Source organism: Ascidiaceihabitans donghaensis (assembly GCF_900302465.1).
In the GTDB taxonomy this organism is placed as follows: Bacteria; Pseudomonadota; Alphaproteobacteria; order Rhodobacterales; family Rhodobacteraceae; genus Ascidiaceihabitans; species Ascidiaceihabitans donghaensis.
The window spans coordinates 2270737-2286536 of the sequence record NZ_OMOR01000001.1 but is presented as its reverse complement, the minus strand read 5'-3'; the positions used below and the strand labels follow the sequence as shown (position 1 = coordinate 2286536).

Here is a 15800-nt window from a genome sequence, read left to right as displayed (position 1 = left end):
CACAGTTCCGCCTCTTGACCAAACCCCTTCAATCCCGCACAGACAGGTCATGATCCCTGCAGACCGACTAGAACAGATCAATCAGCGTTTTCAATTCCTTGAAGCCTCAATGGCGGCAGGGGCAGATGGCGCGGATATTGCGGCTTTGGCCAAAGAATATTCCGATTTGAAGCCTGTCGTGGACCAGATCATCGCATACCGCCAAATCCTGACAGGAATTGATGACGCAGAGGCGATGCTGGACGACCCCGATATGGCGGAGTTGGCGCGCGAAGAGCTTCCGCAATTGCGCGACGCCTTGCCGGACGCTGAAGCTGCGTTGCAACTGGCACTGTTGCCCAAAGATGCTGCAGACGCGAAGCCTGCGATGCTGGAAATCCGCCCTGGCACTGGCGGCGACGAAGCGGCGTTGTTTGCGGGTGATTTGTTGCGCATGTATCTGCGTTACGCCGAAGCGCGGGGCTGGAAATACGACATCATCGAAGAACAGCTGACTGAACTGGGCGGCGTCAAGGAAGTTGTGGTGCATATCAAAGGCGAAAATGTCTTTGCGCGGATGAAATACGAAAGCGGCGTGCACCGTGTGCAGCGTGTGCCCTCCACCGAAAGTCAGGGGCGTGTGCATACATCTGCGGCAACGGTCGCAGTTTTGCCCGAAGCTGAAGACGTAGACATCCAGATCGACGCAAACGATCTGCGGATCGACACAATGCGGGCGTCAGGTTCTGGTGGGCAACACGTCAACACCACCGATTCTGCCGTGCGCATCACGCATTTGCCCACCGGGCTGATGGTCACCAGTTCCGAGAAAAGCCAACACCGCAACCGCGAGATCGCGATGCAAGTTTTACGTGCGCGGCTGTATGACATGGAACGCAGCCGCATTGATGACGCGCGGTCAGCGGACCGCGCCAGCCAAGTCGGGTCGGGCGACCGGTCAGAGCGTATTCGCACCTACAATTTCCCCCAAGGGCGCATGACAGATCACCGTATCAATCTGACGCTATACAAATTGGATGCGGTCATGACGGGGGATCTGGACGAAATTGTCGATGCGCTGACTGCAGACGATCAGGCCCGTAAACTTGCCGAGATGGGCACATGACTGCAGCGCAGGCTTTGGTGGCCGCGACGGCGAAACTACGGGCGTCTGGTGTGCCGGATCCTGCGCGCGATGCACGGGTGTTGCTGGCCCATGCGGCTTCGGTGGATGCGGCGCGTATCACCTTGATTGCACCCGAAGATTTGGCCCCTGATATTGCCGAACGCTATGACCAGTTGATTTCGCTCCGGGCTGTGCGTGTGCCAGTATCACATCTGATCGGAGCGCGTGAATTTTATGGCCGCCGTTTTAACGTAAGCTCTGATGTTCTGGACCCAAGGCCCGAAACCGAGACGCTGATCGAAGCGGCATTGGCGCAGCCGTTTGGGTCGGTTTTGGACATCGGGACCGGTTCGGGATGCATCCTGATTACCCTGTTGGCGGAACGCCCTACGGCCGTAGGGGTGGGGACCGACCTGTCCGAAGCAGCCTGTTTGCAAGCCAGTGCAAACGCTGTGTCCAACGGGGTGGCGGACCGCGCCGATATTTTTCAGTCCGACTGGTTCGGGTCTGTGACAGGGCGCTTTGATTTGATCGTGTCCAATCCGCCCTATCTTGCAGTCGAAGAAATGGAAGGTGTGGCACCGGAATTGCGCGACCATGAACCGCGTATGGCACTGACGGATGAAGCAGACGGGCTGACGGGATACCGCGTGTTAGCGGCGTTGGCGCAAGACCATCTTGACCCCGGGGGGCGTGTTCTTACGGAAATCGGACACAAGCAGGGGCCGGGTGTGTGCGCGCTGTTCGAGGCCGCGGGCTGGCGCAATGTTCGGGTTTTACCGGATCTGGATGGGCGCGACAGGGTGGTTTGTGCGGATTTTGCCGGCTGATCGTAGCAAATTCAGCATTTATCCACTGAATCATGTGATTTATCGGGGCTATAGTGGGATTTAGGCTTGCCGCGACGGGGCCACCGTGTTTATTCAAAGGCGTTGCAGTGGTGGATGCCTACGTTAGGTAGTCCCGCGCGGCTCATAGCCCAACAATTCGATATCGCAAACAAGATGCAAGGCGCATCCGACATCGTCCAAGCTTAATCACGAAGGCTGAAGTGAATTTATGAAATCGTCCAGATCACGCTCTAGGTCCAAGAACAATCGCAACCGCGGTGGCAACAACAACAACAGCGGTGGCAACGTCGTCAATCGCGTGTTCGACAGCTCCGGTCCCGAGGGCAAAGTGCGCGGCACGCCGCAACAGATCATCGACAAATACAATCAACTGGCCCGCGATGCGCAACTTAGCGGTGATCGCGTCGCATTGGAAAACTTCCAGCAACACGCCGAACACTACACACGCATGCTGTCTGAAGCGCAGCGTGAAATGGACGCCAAGCGCGAAGAGCAAGAACGCCAGAACCGTGAACGTCAGGCCGAGCGTGATCGCGAACGTCAAGAACGTGTGGAACGCCAGGAAGCCGCATCAAACGATCCCGGGGAAGCGCCACAGCCTGAGGTGACGGAACAGCCAGCACCCAAACCACAGCCGGAACAGGCAGCAGAGGGTGACAGCGGGTTGGTCGAAACACCAGAAAGCCAACCCAAGCCAAAACCGCGCCCACGTCGCAAACCGAAACCAAAACCGGCACCCGCAGCTGACGCGGCCCCCGCGCCAGAGGCCCCAAGCACTCCGGACGCGCCCGAAGCTGCAGAGTGATCGCGTAAAAACACGACGAAGACAAAAGCCCTGCCAGTCGCGGGGCTTTTTTTGCGTGTTGGACAGTTTGTGCACGAAACGCTGTTGTCAGTGCGGTTTGCCACACGTAGGCTTTTGGCTATGAAACATGTCCCAAAAGAAACCACAGACGACGCACTTATTCAGGAATTTCTGAACAAAGGCGGCAAGGTCAGCGTTGGCAAAACCAAACCGTTGAAGCCTGAACTGGGCCTAAGCAACAATGTTTGGAACAACAAGCTGACAAAAGAAGAAAAAGCGGCCCGCGACAAAAAGGGCTGATTTAAGCTGCATCCACGGCACGGGCCAAAGCGCAAAACCCTTCCAGCGGGATTTGCTCCGCACGGTCTGTGGGTTTGATACCCGCTTCACGCATACGGTCTTCTATATCGGGTGCGACACTTTTTAATGACGCACGCAGCATCTTTCGACGTTGCCCGAACCCGGCAGCGACAATGCGCGACAGCGTTGCTGCCTTGGCAGGAAAGCGCGGTTCAGCCAACGCCTTCAAATGCACCACAGCACTGGAAACTTTTGGCGGTGGCGTGAAGGCCCCGGGCGGCAACGACAGCACGATTTCTGCCTCTGCACGCCATTGTGCCAGAATGGCCAAACGCCCATAGGCCTTTGACCCCGGCTGCGCCACGATCCGCTGTGCCACTTCGCGTTGAAACATCAACGTCAAGCTGTCCCAGAAAGGCGGCCAGTCTTTGGGCGTCAACCACCTCACCAAAAGTTCGGTTCCCACATTATAGGGCAGGTTTGCTGCCACCCGAATGGGTGGGCTCAGATGCACAAGCGGGTCAATGTCCAATGCATCACCTTCAATGACCTGCAAACGGTCGGGGTAGGCTTGGGCGATTTCGTTCAGTGCAGGCAAGCAACGCGGATCTTTTTCAATCGCCAGTACCCGCCGCGCCCCTTCGCTGAGCAAACCACGTGTTAACCCGCCCGGACCGGGGCCGATTTCAAGCACATCACAGCCCGTCAGATCACCGGCTTGTCGTGCAATCTTTGCCGTCAGGTTCAGATCCAGCAGAAAATTCTGCCCCAAGGATTTGCGCGCACTTAGCTCATGGGTGGCAATCACATCCCGCAACGGGGGAAGGGTGTCGATCTGGCTCATGTTTTGCTCATCTTTTGGGCCAGTTTCAGGGCCTCTACCATGCTGGTTTCATCGGCGATGCCTTTGCCTGCAATATCAAAGGCTGTGCCATGATCCGGCGAAGTACGAATGAAGGGAAGTCCAAGCGTGACGTTGACGCCCTTGTCAAAAGCCAGCGTTTTTATCGGAATAAGTGCTTGATCGTGGTACATGCAAATCGCGGCGTCATATTTGGCGCGGGCTGCGGCGTGGAACATCGTGTCCGCGGGCAGGGGGCCGGTCAGGTCATAGCCCTCTGCCACCATGTCACGCACAAGGTCGGCTATCCAATCGACCTCTTGTCGGCCCATTTTACCGCCTTCGCCTGCGTGGGGGTTCAAACCCGCGATGGCAAGGCGGGGGGCATTGATCTGGAATTGACGTTGCAGGTCGCGGTGCGTGATGGCGATGGTGTCACGCAACACTGCAGGCGTCAGCGCCGCAGGCACATCAGCCAGCGGGATGTGGATTGTTGTGGGCACCACGCGCAGCGCATCACTGGCAAGCATCATAACGGCATGTGCCCCGTTGCCTGCCAAAGCCTCTAGGTATTCAGTATGTCCGGGGTAGGCAAACTGGGCCCCGTCTTGCAGCGCTTTTTTGTGAATGGGGGCAGTACAGATTGCGCTGGCATGGCCTTGGGTGACCCAATCCACACAAGCCGCGATAACATCGATGACACCTTGCGCGTCTTTCGGATCGGGGTGCCCGGGCGTTGAATGTCCGGCAAAACCATAGGTCAGAACAGGAAGCCCTTGCGCCATGGCATTTGCTGCTTCTGACGGATGGTCAATGCCCACAACAGGTGTGTCTGCTGGCAGATGTCTGGGGTCCCCCACATAGGCCATGGGCACCGTAGAGCGCAAAACCTGATAAGCTTTTGCGGCGACCTCGGGGCCAATACCCGCAGGCTCACCGCAGCTTATAACGATCGGCAGTGTCACTTGTATTCGATACGAGCGTCCGCACGCAACTGTTCCAAAAGACTGTCAGACAGGCCCGTCAACTGTTGTTGACGCAGGCCGGCTGCAACTGTTTCACGATCGGTTTCTTCGTTCAGTGCAGCAGTGCGGCCGCACAGCATCAAAAAGACCAGTGTTTCGCCGTTGGACCGTGTTAGGTTGGTCGAGACTTCGCCGGGGTCCAGTTTTGCCAGTTCGATGGCGATGTCTTGGGGGATGTCCGCAGGGGCCAAGCTGCCGCGATCCAACGCGGATTCGGGTTGGCCTTTGGCGACGCCATAAAGATCATCACAAACATCGATTTTGGCTTTCAGGGCTTCGGCTGCGGACAAGGTCGCCTGAGACCGGCCACCTGCCATGTAGTATGCGGCATACTCTACGGCTGCGAATTCGGGGGCAGGCGCGTCCGTTTCTTCAATGTCGCGCAGTTGGAACAGGGCCACGGCACCGGGAATGGGCAGTGGCTGCGTGATTTCACCCACGCTAAGCCCCAAAATCACGCCGCGCAACTGAGGCGGCATATTGCTAAGCGGCACCCAATCCAGCCGTCCGCCGCGTGTCCGTGTGGCCGTGGCAGAATGCTGTCGGGCAAAGCTTGAAAATTCAGCGATGCTTTTGGCTTGGGCAATCCGTTCCGCCAAAGCCTGCACTTGGGCGGCCTTCGGGGGTGGGGCGGGAATGATAATTTCAGACAGCAGAATGCGAATGCTGCCTTGGTCACTGGACGCGGCCAATGCGCGGTCAATTTCCGCAGATGAAATTTGAACACGGTTGCCATATCGCGCCCGGATCAGGTCGCGCCACGCAATGTTGACTGTGACGAAATCACGGAACGTTTCCTGCGATACACCGGCTTGCCCCAACAGGCGCACAAATTCGGGCAGCTCAATGTTGCCGCGTGTGGCGAATTCTGCCATCGACGCGGTGACGCCTTCTTCCGTCAACACAAGACCTGCGTCGCGGGTTGCCTCGATCCGCAAGCGGTCTTCGATCAGCGCTTCAATGGCAGCATCACGCGTGCCACCGGGGGCGCCAATGATTTGCAAAAAGCGGATGCGCTGGTTGACTTCGAATTCCGTGACAATGCTGTCGTTGACTTGCACGACGGGTTTAAACAGGTTTTGGGCTGTGGCAGGCAACACGAGGGCCGCAGTGAGCGCCAAGGCAAGGACGGATCGTTTCATCGGTTTACTGCTCATCTTGTTTTTGTTTCGCATGAGTTGGCGTATCTTTCAGTTCCATTGGAGGCTGAAAAACCGCGCAAGGATATTGTAAAGCCCAGATTGGTCGAAGGCTCAACACTTGTTGAGGATGTATAGCGCCGCTTCACAGAGAAATCGACTGTAACACATTCATTGACGTATTGGATGCCCAAACCGGCGCTGGCCGCGCGGTCATCCACCAAATCGTATCGCCAGTTCGCATTGGCGGTCCACACATTGCTCAGCTTGTAGGTGCCATCAAACGTCAGTTCCGATACGGCTGTGGGACGGTCCTCTGCGGCATCCGCGGTCAGCCACACATAAGAGGTGCCAAAGCTGCTGCGTTGTCCGGCCCAATCACCGCGCAATTCGGCTTTGGAGACGTCGAACTTTTCGTTGAACAGGGCGCGGCCCGTCACAGAAAACCCGCCTTCGGATTTGAGTTGTCCAGCCAGCAAGAAATCGGAATGTGTTCCGGCAAGGCCGGATGTGTCAGAAAAATCGGTGTTGGCACGGCGGCGAATGACTTGGCCGAAGGTCAGATGACTGTCCCAGCCTTCGTTGCCAAAGTGGCTCCAGTTGATCCCGATTGCAGCGGTGGCGCTGCGTTCGCGCCGGTCAGGGCGCGGGAAACGTGACAGGGACAACAGGTTGCCTTCGTCGAATTCGACGCGGGTGCTTTCCTCGTTGGGAATGTTCAGGTTTGATCCACCCGTCGCACCAATTTGCAGCACAGGTTCCAGCAGTTGGCGACCATTAGGGCCCTGACGCACCATCGGATAGCGCAAGGTCAGCGATGTACGGGGCACGATGTCAGAGTCCGGATCGGTGAAAAACGCATCCTGTTTGACGTGGAACAGATCTGCGGCAAACCCGATGCCAAAATCCGCCTGCAGCCCGTTGCGGAAGGTCCATTGACGGTGCCAGTCCGCTTCGAGGTTCAGACGCAGCACATCCCGCCCGTCTGCAATGCCATCGCCATTTGTATCGTTGGGATCACCGGATTGGCGGAAATGACCATGGGCGTTGGCCGCAATACGAAATTCGCCGCCAAGCTGGTTGGGGAAAAAGCGTTGTTCATACGTCGCTTCGATGACGTTCGTCGGCAAGGTCTTGTTCACTTCGCCTTCGCGCAAGGTCCGGAAGTTGATCACGGCTGCCCGTATGTATTTGTCACGTCTGGCCCGCGTCAAAGCCAGCTCGCTCGTCAAGCGGTCCGCGTCGGTGATGCCATAGTCGATCAGATAGGCGTCATCCGATGTGGTTTCCAAAGCAAAGCTTAGAACATAGCCGCGTTCCAGATCAAAACGGCCTTCCCCGAACAAATAACCGCGATCTTCGCCGGGGCGCAGATCATCCCGGGTATAGGCACCTTCGAAGGAAATGCGGCCCGTTTTGAACGCCTGACGATAGCGGAAATTCAACGTGTCTGTGCGTGCGGACCAATAGGGGCTAAGTGTCAGGTCCCGATGATCGCCAAGCTTGATAAAATACGGAACGATTATGCCTGTTCCCAATTGCGACGTTGTGCGCAGCGACGGGATCAGAAACCCGCTGGCGCGTTCCAAAGTCGGGTCGGGCAGGCGTAGGCGCGGCAAGTAAAACACCGGCACATTGCGAATGCGAAACTGGGCGCGATCAAAGTACAGCTGTTGTTCTTGCTGGTCATGTACAACGCGCTTTGCACGGATTTGCCACAAGGGGGCTTTGCCGCTGTCGCAGACATGGCACGATGTCACGGCAGTTTTGTAAAGCTGGGTGTAGCGCCCGCCGACGCGGTTCATTTCCACAGCGGCCAACTGCAACTGTTCGTTCATCACAACGCGCGCACCGATCAAAAGCCCGTCTTGCAGGTCTTTGCTCAGCTCTGCCTGATCCGCCACAACCACGATGTCGGGCCCGTCTTGCAGTAAAATCGGCCCTGTCAAAACCAGCGAGCCATTGCGGGCGTCATATGTCACGCCTTGCGCACGAAGGCGGGTGTCGCCTTGGAATATCTCGACGTTGCCTGTTGCGATTAAGACGCGGTCACGGGTGACTTCTACACTGTCCGCGACCAAAGCCGCAGGCGGCGGTGGGGTATCTTGTGCAAGAACCGCCAAAGGGGCGCAAGCCAAAATACATGCAACTGCCAGATTACGGATCATCCATCCTCCGCATGCAACAAGAGGCCAACAGCCAATAGAATCGCGGCAGCAGGTGGCGCCCATGCTGCCAAAACGGTGGGAATCTGCCCGTTTTCCCCTAAAATCTGCGCAAAACTACGCATAAAATACAGCCCAAACCCCATTAGAACTGCGGACAGCACAGCAATGCCCGTCCCCCCAAAACGGGTATGGCGCATGGTGAAGGCCGCGGCAACAAGAACCATCGCCATCAAGAACGCGGGCCGTGCCAGTTCGGCCTGCATCCAGACCTTGTGGCGGCGCGCGGAAAAACCGGCTTGTTCCAATTGCGCGATGAACTCGGGCATGTCCCAGATGGCTACACTGGCCGGTGTGCCAAGGCTTTCGCGGATGCGGTCCAGGGTCAAGGACGATGGCACCTCTAGCAACTCGTGTGTTGTGGCGTTGCCCTCAGGGTTGATGCCGGCTTGCAATGGCCATTCCTTGGCGCTGCGTAAAGACCATGCCCCCAACTGCAAAGCGGCGCTTTTGGCCTCGATGCGCCGCAAAGGGCTGCCGTTTTCGCCGTATTCCATGAAGGTCACGTCATACAGCACGGACGCATCTGCGTTGGACTGGCTTGCGCGAATAACCGTTTGGCCGCTTTCGCTGCCTTGGCGCAACCACAGGCCTTCCGCGCTGATGGACAGGGTCGATGCGCCACCACTGCGGTAGCCGTCCACCAATGCGCTGTAACGCTTTGTTGTGGCGGCCACGATAGGGGTCAGCATACCCACCCCCATACATCCGATGATCAAAGCCACCACGACAGGTGACATAAGGGTGCGCATGGCTGAGCGCCCGGCGGCACGTGCCACCACCAATTCGGAAGACCGCGCAAGGCTGATAAACAAAACCACAGTTGCCAGGATCATGATCAATGGCAAAATCTGGTTGATGGTCTCGGGGGCGTTCAACAAAGACAGTGTCAGACGTTGCCCCAATGTGACCCCCATATCCGAAAAGCGGCGGGTTTGCTCAATCAGATCGACCAAAACAACCAACGTCAAAAAGACGCCCGTAATGATCAAAAAACTCATGGCAAAACGGCGGGCAAAGTAGAAATGTAAAATCATAGCGCCACCTCTTTGCGACGGCGCCACCATCTGGGGTGGGCGGCGGTGAACAACATTCCCGCAACCAAAGCCGCTCCGATCAGTGCAGGCACATACATCACGAACCATTTGGATGCGTCCTGAACGACGGTATCAACCAAAGCCGATCGCGCCCCGTCTATGAAGATCAACAAGCCAAATGCAATCACAACTTCGCGCCACACGCCAAAGCGTGAAAAGCCGCCGATCAAAAGTGTCGAAAACCCGATCAACGCAGCAGCGACACAAAACAACGGCTGCGCAAAGCGGCTGTGAAATTCTTCGGCAATGCTGCCGCGTTTGGCGCCGGTTTGATCGGCAATCACATCCCAGTCCTGCATCAAAGCCAAGGAATTAAGATGCCTGATCGAGGTCGATTTGCCGTCGTCGGATTTGACGATGGCGCTGATATCAAAAGAAAAGTCCGCAAACTTTGCCGTGGACAAAGTCTGGGTCTGGGTGTTGAGCCGCTGCGCCAGCCCATCCACCATAATCAATGTGCTGCCATCCCCGTTGCGCACCAGATACGCCTCTGAGGCTGTGTAGGTGACCGTTTCTACAGGCGCACGCCTGTCGGACAAAAACACATCCCGCAACACGCCTTCGTCATCGATTTCGCGGGTGTAAAAGGTGACACCTTTGGTGGGGTTCAGAAAGGTGCCTTCTGTCAAAAGGCGGGCGGTGACGTTTTGGGATATCTCGGCTTCGCGTTCACTGACCAAAGCCTGCGCCGAAGGCACCAAGACATGGCTGAGCAGCGACATCATGGCGGCCGAAATCAAACCGAAGATAAAAACAGGACGGGCCAAGCGCCATGGGCTGCTGCCTGTGGCGTGCATCACCGTCAGTTCGCTTTCATTGTTCATGCGGTTGGTGACGTAAACGGAGGCGGCAAAAGTCGCCAAGGGCAACACTGTCGTAATCAACTTGGGCAGGCTCAGTGCGGTGAATTCCAAAAAGACCAAAGCGGTCTGGCCATCGCTGATCAACCGGTCAAACAAAACCACGGCGCGGTTGATCCAAAGCACGGCCACCAGAACCAGTGAAAAGAATCCAAACAACAGCAGAAGCTGCGACAGGACATATCTGTCGAGTTTGGCCACTCATTTCCCCCAAGGTCTGTCGTGTTTTTCGTTTGCAGCCACAATAGGGCAAGCGGGGCGCGGGGAAAACTGTTATCTGGTTTTTTCATAGCGGTCGCGCTAGGTCTTGGCGAAACATCGCATGCCGCCTCCATGAAAGGGTCCCCCAATGAGAAAACCAACAGCCATCCGTTTCGAGATGACGGACATCGCAAAGCTGAAAGATCACACAGGCCGTGTGGCAATCTTTGTGGATGAAGAGGGCCGTTTGGACAGCAATGCGCGGCGTTGCAACACCTTGACCAAAGGTGCAGTCGCACGCGCTGTAGAAGGCGATGCTTTCGCAAAAACCAAGCCCGGACAGGCATTTACGCTGAATATGCCTGTTGGCATGGCAGCCATTGCGCTTGATATTGTTCGTGTGGCGCGTCGGTCGACGGTTGTGCAGTCGCGTAAAACAGGGGCCACTTTGGCCAAGCTGCGCGGCACGGCTGAAGTGTTGGTGGCCGCCGGGCCTTTGCGCGGTGTCGAAAACGTAGCACTTGGACTGGCGATGCGGGATTACACCTTTGTGGATCACAAGACCGGCAGCGATGACATTTCCGGGTCTGTGGTGATTATGTGCTCCAAACCCGACGCCGCAACGCAAGCCGCTTCGCCTTTGTTGGCCATCGCGGAAGGCGCATTCATGACGCGCGATTTGACAAACGAACCTGCGAACATTCTGACAACCACAGAATTTGCCAACCGCTTGGAAGACATGCGCGACTTGGGATTGAAGGTAGAGGTTTTGGATGAGGAAGCGCTGGCAAGCCTTGGAATGCGAACGCTTTTGTCGGTTGGTCAAGGTTCGGATAGCCCGTCCAAAGTCGTCGTGATGGAATGGAACGGTGGCACTGAGGGCGACGCACCACTGGCGCTGATCGGCAAAGGCGTGGTGTTTGACACTGGCGGCATCAGCCTGAAACCTGCAGGCGGCATGGAAGACATGACCATGGACATGGGGGGCGCAGGCGTTGTGGCGGGCACGATGCGTGCATTGGCGTTGCGCGGTGCGAAAGCCAATGTTGTAGGGCTTGTCGGTTTGGTGGAAAACATGCCGTCTGGCAATGCAACCCGCCCCGGGGATGTGATCACATCCATGAAAGGCGATACTGTCGAGGTCATCAACACAGATGCCGAAGGTCGTTTGGTGTTGTGTGATGTGATGTGGTACGCGCAGGACCGTTTTGCCCCCAAGGCAATGATTGATCTGGCAACACTGACAGGTGCGATCATCATCGGATTGGGGCATGAAAACGCCGGGGTGTTTTCTAACAATGACACGTTCTGCAATGCATTTTTGAAAGCGGCTGAGGCCGAAGGCGAAGGCGCGTGGCGCATGCCTTTGGGTGACGCATATGACGACATGTTGAAAAGCCGCATCGCTGACATGAAAAATATCGGCGGGCGTCCTGCAGGATCCATCACTGCGGCGCAGTTTTTGCAGCGGTTTGTGAAAGATGACACACCGTGGATCCACTTGGATATCGCAGGTGTTGCATCGGTGAAATCCGAAACAGCACTGGCACCCACAGGGGCCACAGGGTGGGGTGTTATGGCATTGAACCGCTTGGTGTCGGACGTCTACGAGGACGGCTGATGGGGGCCGCCTATTTCTATCATCTAACGCGCCGTTCAATGGATGAGACGCTGACCATGTTGCTGGGAAAAGCCGGGCAGGCGGGGTGGCGCGTGGCCGTGCGTGGTGTTGATCCGGGACGCATGATGTGGCTGGACGAAAAGCTGTGGATGGGGGCAGACGACAGTTTTCTGCCCCATGGGATCGCAGGCGGTTCACATGATGCGGACCAACCCATCTTGCTGACCACGCAAGCCCAATCCGCTAATTCACCGCACTGTGTCATGAGCATCGATGGTGCAGACGTGACCGCCGATGAAATCGCAACGCTGGACCGCGTTTGCGTGTTGTTCGATGGCAATGATGACCGTGCTTTGGACCGGGCGCGGGGGCAATGGAAGACCCTGAAAGCGGCAGGGGCGTCGGCGCAATATTGGTCGGAGGCAAGCGGGTCTTGGGAGAAAAAGGCAGAGATGTGAGGCGCTTAGCGCGTCAAACTTAACCCATTTGCTGTTATTTCGATCCTGCCCCAGCGTTGCAGGTATCCCATGCCCAACAACGATCCCGCCATGTCGCCTTCGTTCACAATGGCACGGACATTTGTGTCGATATGGGGGCCCAAAGCGACCTCGTCCAAGCGCACTGTGGCTGTTTTCACTTCACCGTTCGCTGTAATGGCGCGGCCGGAAAATATCAGGTTTTCCAGGTTCAAACCGGCGCGTTTTGCATCTTTGCGGGACAAAACCATGTCGGTGGCGCCCGTGTCTACGATGAAATCTACGGGCGCGCCGTTCAAACTCAGTGTCAGATAATAATGCCCATCCGGGCTGCGTGGGACGTCGACTTTGCCATTTTCATCAAAACTGGCCTGTTGCGGGTTTAGCCCTTTGGAAATGTCACCCCAAAGTCCAGCGGCGGCAATAGCCCCTAAAAATATGAGCACCCAAATGGCGGCCTGTTGCAACGTCCGGTTCCAGTTGCTGCGTGCTTGTGTCCAGAATCCTACGGCCAACAAAAGCCCCAAGAGGATCAGATAGATTGCACTGGCTTGATCGACGTTTTCCATGAACCCTCCGACGGCTTCGGGTAGAACATAGTGGTTCTTTTTAAAATGTCAGCCTGCGCCGGGACCAAACCCGAACGCGGCCAGCCCATCCAACATAATTTGCACGGAAAGGGCGGCCAAAAGCATGCCCAAAAGCCGTGTCAAAACGGTAATACCCGTCTTGCCCAGTACCTTTTCGATCAACCCGCTGGCCAAAAACAACCCGAAAGCGATCAGCAACACGGCCGCTGTTACGCCAAGCACCATGCCCAGACCTTCCAATCCGGGACGCTGGTTTGTCAGCAAAATTACGGATGCGATGGCGCCTGGTCCCGCAATCAGGGGAATGGCCAAAGGAAAGACCGAAGGGTCTTCGTTGTCATCTTCGTCTGCCTGATCTTCGCGACGCTTTGTGCGTCTCTCAAACAGCATGTCGAGGGCAGTAAGAAACAACAACACCCCGCCCGATACCTGAAAAGCGGGCATGGAGATGCCAATAAACCCAAGCAGCGATTCGCCAAGAAGCGCAAAAAGGATGAGTATGACCATCGCGATCACACAGGCCCGCACCGCGATCGAACGGCGTTTTTTAACATCCTGCCCTTGTGTCAGCGCCAAAAACAACGGCGCGAGGCCGATAGGGTCGATGATCACGAACATCGTCACGAACGCGGTAATCAGAAATGTGGTGTCAATCATTGGCGTTGTATCCGGGGGCGCTGCCCCCGGACCCCCGGGATATTTTTAGCGAAAAGAAACAAAAGCTTGTGGTCTAGGCGGCATTGGCTTTTTCAAGCTTTTCCAAAGCCTGCATCCACAGGGCTTCGGCACGGTCCAGCGCGTTCATGACTTCGGCGTACTTCTTCTGCCAAACTTCCATTTCCCCAAGCTTGCTGTCCTCGTAAAGGGCAGGGTCTGCCAGTTTGGTGGCCAGCTTGTCGCGCATTGTATTCAGTTTTTCGACACGGTCTTCGGATTTGCGCACTTCGGCTTTTAACGCCAACAGTGCGTCCCGACCGGGCTTTTGTGCTTTGGGCGCTGCCGCCTTCGCTTTGGCCGGTTTATCGCTGGACAGCAGAAGTTTGCGGTAGCTTTCCAGATCGTCGTCGTAGGGCTTTACTGTGCCATCAGACACGAGCCAAAGCCGGTCCGCGACCATGCTGAGCAGGTGCATGTCGTGGCTGACCAAGATGACCGCGCCGGTATAGGCGGTTAGCGCTTCGACCAATGCTTCGCGGCTTTCGATGTCCAGGTGGTTTGTCGGTTCGTCCAAAATCAGCATATGCGGTGCGTCCAGCGTGGCCAGCAACAACGAAAGCCGCGCTTTTTGCCCACCAGAGAGGCGTCCTACAACAGTTTCGGCCTGATCCGGCCCCAACCCGAAGCCCGCCAGATTGGCCCGCAGCTTGGATTGCAGAACGCCGGGGCGCATGGACTGCAAGTGTTGCAGCGGCGTCTCGTCCACGAACAATTCATCCACCTGATGCTGCGCGAAATACCCGATGCGCAGTTTGGTGGAGCGGTTCATACGGCCACCCATCAAATCCAGACGGTCAGACAACAGTTTGGACAGGGTCGATTTGCCTTGCCCGTTCTTGCCCAGCAACGCGATACGGTCATCTTGGTCGATGCGCAGGTCAAGCTTTTTCAGCACAACTGTGTCGCCGTAACCGGTTGAGCCGCCTTCAATGTTGATGATGGGCGGTGACATTTCTTCGGGTTCGGGAAAGGTGAACACCCGCTTTGCAGCCTCTTCGGGGGCCGCGATCATATCCATCTTTTCGATCATTTTCAGGCGGGATTGCGCCTGTTTCGCTTTGGATGCCTTGGCTTTGAAACGATCCACAAAGGCTTGCATGTGATCTTTGCGCGCCTGTTGTTTCTTGGCCATTGCGGCTTGCACAGCACGGCGTTCGGCCCGTTGCCGCGCGAATTGGTCATAGGGGCCTGAATAAAAAGTCAGATTGCGTTCTTCGAGGTGCAAAATACCTTCTACGGCGCGGTTCAACAAACCACGGTCGTGGCTGATGATGATGACGGTGTGGGGGTATTTGGCCAGATAGGCTTCCAGCCAGAGCGCACCTTCAAGGTCAAGGTAGTTGGTCGGTTCATCGAGCAACAGCAAGTCAGGCTGCGAAAATAGAACCGCTGCCAAGGCCACACGCATCCGCCAGCCGCCAGAAAAATCAGAGCAGGGCATCTGTTGTTCTTTGTCATCAAAGCCCAGGCCCTTAAGGATTGAGGATGCGCGTGCTTCGGCCGACCATGCGTTGATGTCGGCCAGACGGGTCTGGATTTCTGCGATACGGTTGGGGTCTTCGGTCTGTTCGGACAAAAGAGATGCGCGTTCGGTGTCGGCGGCCAAAACCGTGTCGACAAGCGATGTCTCGGATGCGGGGACTTCTTGGGCCACACCACCGATGCGGGCTTTGGACGGCAATGAAATGTCGCCACCGTCCAGCAACAATTCGCCGCGGATCAGCTTGAACAGCGTGGTTTTGCCTGCACCGTTGGCCCCGATCAGGCCAACCTTGTGGCCTTCGGGAATGACAGCACTGGCACCAGCAAGCAGCGGGCGGCCTTCGACGGAATAGGATATATCATTGATGCGCAACATGGGCGCGGTGTGGCGCAAGGGCGCTGCGCTGTCAATCGGTGGTGGGCGGGCGGAATTGTTCTTTTCAAGGGCCGCCGTGCATGGTAGGC

15 protein-coding genes are annotated in these 15800 nt (G+C 56.7%); 6 read left to right on the top strand and 9 right to left on the bottom strand.

The features are described 5' to 3' along the window. The first annotated feature begins 49 nt into the window (after positions 1-49). The 4 genes from prfA (at position 50) to ASD8599_RS11375 (ending at position 3061) form a co-directional block, all read left to right on the top strand. Entirely contained in the window at positions 50-1105 is a 1056-nt protein-coding gene (prfA, locus tag ASD8599_RS11390) for a peptide chain release factor 1 (RefSeq protein WP_108828645.1), read from the top strand. Further along, the gene (gene prmC / locus ASD8599_RS11385) at positions 1102-1935 is read left to right on the top strand and encodes a peptide chain release factor N(5)-glutamine methyltransferase (protein ID WP_108828644.1); all 834 of its coding nucleotides are present in this window, start codon (positions 1102-1104) and stop codon (positions 1933-1935) included. The genes prfA and prmC overlap by 4 nt, the downstream gene beginning before the upstream one ends. Before the next feature lie 229 nt (positions 1936-2164). Then, positions 2165-2761 (top strand): DUF4167 domain-containing protein, encoded by a 597-nt coding sequence (locus tag ASD8599_RS11380; RefSeq protein ID WP_108828643.1) that lies wholly within the window; start codon positions 2165-2167, stop codon positions 2759-2761. Between the two features lie 120 nt (positions 2762-2881). Beyond that, the gene (locus tag ASD8599_RS11375) at positions 2882-3061 is read left to right on the top strand and encodes a hypothetical protein (protein WP_108830144.1); all 180 of its coding nucleotides are present in this window, start codon (positions 2882-2884) and stop codon (positions 3059-3061) included. A 1-nt stretch (position 3062) separates the two neighbouring features. Here the strand turns inward: ASD8599_RS11375 and rsmA are convergent, their stop codons facing one another. Genes rsmA through lptF form a run of 6 tightly spaced genes read right to left on the bottom strand, consistent with a single transcriptional unit; the run spans position 3063 to position 10449 of the window. Beyond that, positions 3063-3905: a 16S rRNA (adenine(1518)-N(6)/adenine(1519)-N(6))-dimethyltransferase RsmA gene (gene rsmA, locus ASD8599_RS11370; RefSeq protein WP_108828642.1), complete on the bottom strand. Its 843-nt coding sequence runs from the start codon at positions 3903-3905 to the stop codon at positions 3063-3065. Beyond that, on the bottom strand, positions 3902-4867 hold the full coding sequence (gene pdxA / locus ASD8599_RS11365; RefSeq protein ID WP_108828641.1) for a 4-hydroxythreonine-4-phosphate dehydrogenase PdxA: 966 nt from the start codon (positions 4865-4867) through the stop codon (positions 3902-3904). Before pdxA ends, rsmA begins: the two co-directional genes overlap by 4 nt. Next, positions 4864-6069, bottom strand: coding sequence for a peptidylprolyl isomerase (locus ASD8599_RS11360; protein ID WP_108828640.1), 1206 nt, complete (start codon positions 6067-6069; stop codon positions 4864-4866). Before ASD8599_RS11360 ends, pdxA begins: the two co-directional genes overlap by 4 nt. An 11-nt stretch (positions 6070-6080) precedes the next feature. Continuing rightward, complete coding sequence (locus ASD8599_RS11355) at positions 6081-8234, bottom strand: LPS-assembly protein LptD (protein ID WP_108828639.1); 2154 nt, start codon at positions 8232-8234, stop codon at positions 6081-6083. After that, entirely contained in the window at positions 8231-9328 is a 1098-nt protein-coding gene (gene lptG / locus ASD8599_RS11350; RefSeq protein ID WP_108828638.1) for an LPS export ABC transporter permease LptG, read from the bottom strand. The genes ASD8599_RS11355 and lptG overlap by 4 nt, the downstream gene beginning before the upstream one ends. Continuing rightward, positions 9325-10449 (bottom strand): LPS export ABC transporter permease LptF, encoded by a 1125-nt coding sequence (gene lptF / locus ASD8599_RS11345; protein WP_108828637.1) that lies wholly within the window; start codon positions 10447-10449, stop codon positions 9325-9327. Before lptF ends, lptG begins: the two co-directional genes overlap by 4 nt. A 148-nt stretch (positions 10450-10597) precedes the next feature. On the opposite strand from lptF, the gene ASD8599_RS11340 reads away from it, so the two are divergent. Beyond that, positions 10598-12070: a leucyl aminopeptidase gene (locus ASD8599_RS11340; RefSeq protein WP_108828636.1), complete on the top strand. Its 1473-nt coding sequence runs from the start codon at positions 10598-10600 to the stop codon at positions 12068-12070. Next, a complete protein-coding gene (locus ASD8599_RS11335; RefSeq protein WP_108828635.1) occupies positions 12070-12528 on the top strand; it encodes a DNA polymerase III subunit chi in 459 nt (152 codons plus the stop codon). Before ASD8599_RS11340 ends, ASD8599_RS11335 begins: the two co-directional genes overlap by 1 nt. Before the next feature lie 5 nt (positions 12529-12533). Here the strand turns inward: ASD8599_RS11335 and ASD8599_RS11330 are convergent, their stop codons facing one another. From ASD8599_RS11330 to ASD8599_RS11320, 3 genes are all read right to left on the bottom strand, one after another. Next, positions 12534-13115: a retropepsin-like aspartic protease family protein gene (locus tag ASD8599_RS11330; RefSeq protein ID WP_108828634.1), complete on the bottom strand. Its 582-nt coding sequence runs from the start codon at positions 13113-13115 to the stop codon at positions 12534-12536. Positions 13116-13163: 48 nt separating this feature from the next. Continuing rightward, complete coding sequence (locus ASD8599_RS11325; RefSeq protein ID WP_108828633.1) at positions 13164-13793, bottom strand: MarC family protein; 630 nt, start codon at positions 13791-13793, stop codon at positions 13164-13166. Between the two features lie 73 nt (positions 13794-13866). Then, entirely contained in the window at positions 13867-15711 is a 1845-nt protein-coding gene (locus tag ASD8599_RS11320) for an ABC-F family ATP-binding cassette domain-containing protein (RefSeq protein ID WP_108830143.1), read from the bottom strand. Positions 15712-15800 lie beyond the last annotated feature (89 nt).

Excerpts from the sequence above, each read along its gene's own strand:
- prfA (WP_108828645.1), top strand. The coding sequence starts at position 50 with ATGATCCCTGCAGACCGACTAGAACAGATCAATCAGCGTTTTCAATTC.
- prmC (WP_108828644.1), top strand. The coding sequence starts at position 1,102 with ATGACTGCAGCGCAGGCTTTGGTGGCCGCGACGGCGAAACTACGGGCG.
- ASD8599_RS11380 (WP_108828643.1), top strand. The coding sequence starts at position 2,165 with ATGAAATCGTCCAGATCACGCTCTAGGTCCAAGAACAATCGCAACCGC.
- ASD8599_RS11375 (WP_108830144.1), top strand. The coding sequence starts at position 2,882 with ATGAAACATGTCCCAAAAGAAACCACAGACGACGCACTTATTCAGGAA.
- rsmA (WP_108828642.1), bottom strand. The coding sequence starts at position 3,905 with ATGAGCCAGATCGACACCCTTCCCCCGTTGCGGGATGTGATTGCCACC.
- ASD8599_RS11360 (WP_108828640.1), bottom strand. The coding sequence starts at position 6,069 with ATGAAACGATCCGTCCTTGCCTTGGCGCTCACTGCGGCCCTCGTGTTG.
- ASD8599_RS11355 (WP_108828639.1), bottom strand. The coding sequence starts at position 8,234 with ATGATCCGTAATCTGGCAGTTGCATGTATTTTGGCTTGCGCCCCTTTG.
- lptG (WP_108828638.1), bottom strand. The coding sequence starts at position 9,328 with ATGATTTTACATTTCTACTTTGCCCGCCGTTTTGCCATGAGTTTTTTG.
- ASD8599_RS11340 (WP_108828636.1), top strand. The coding sequence starts at position 10,598 with ATGAGAAAACCAACAGCCATCCGTTTCGAGATGACGGACATCGCAAAG.
- ASD8599_RS11335 (WP_108828635.1), top strand. The coding sequence starts at position 12,070 with ATGGGGGCCGCCTATTTCTATCATCTAACGCGCCGTTCAATGGATGAG.
- ASD8599_RS11330 (WP_108828634.1), bottom strand. The coding sequence starts at position 13,115 with ATGGAAAACGTCGATCAAGCCAGTGCAATCTATCTGATCCTCTTGGGG.
- ASD8599_RS11325 (WP_108828633.1), bottom strand. The coding sequence starts at position 13,793 with ATGATTGACACCACATTTCTGATTACCGCGTTCGTGACGATGTTCGTG.
- ASD8599_RS11320 (WP_108830143.1), bottom strand. The coding sequence starts at position 15,711 with ATGTTGCGCATCAATGATATATCCTATTCCGTCGAAGGCCGCCCGCTG.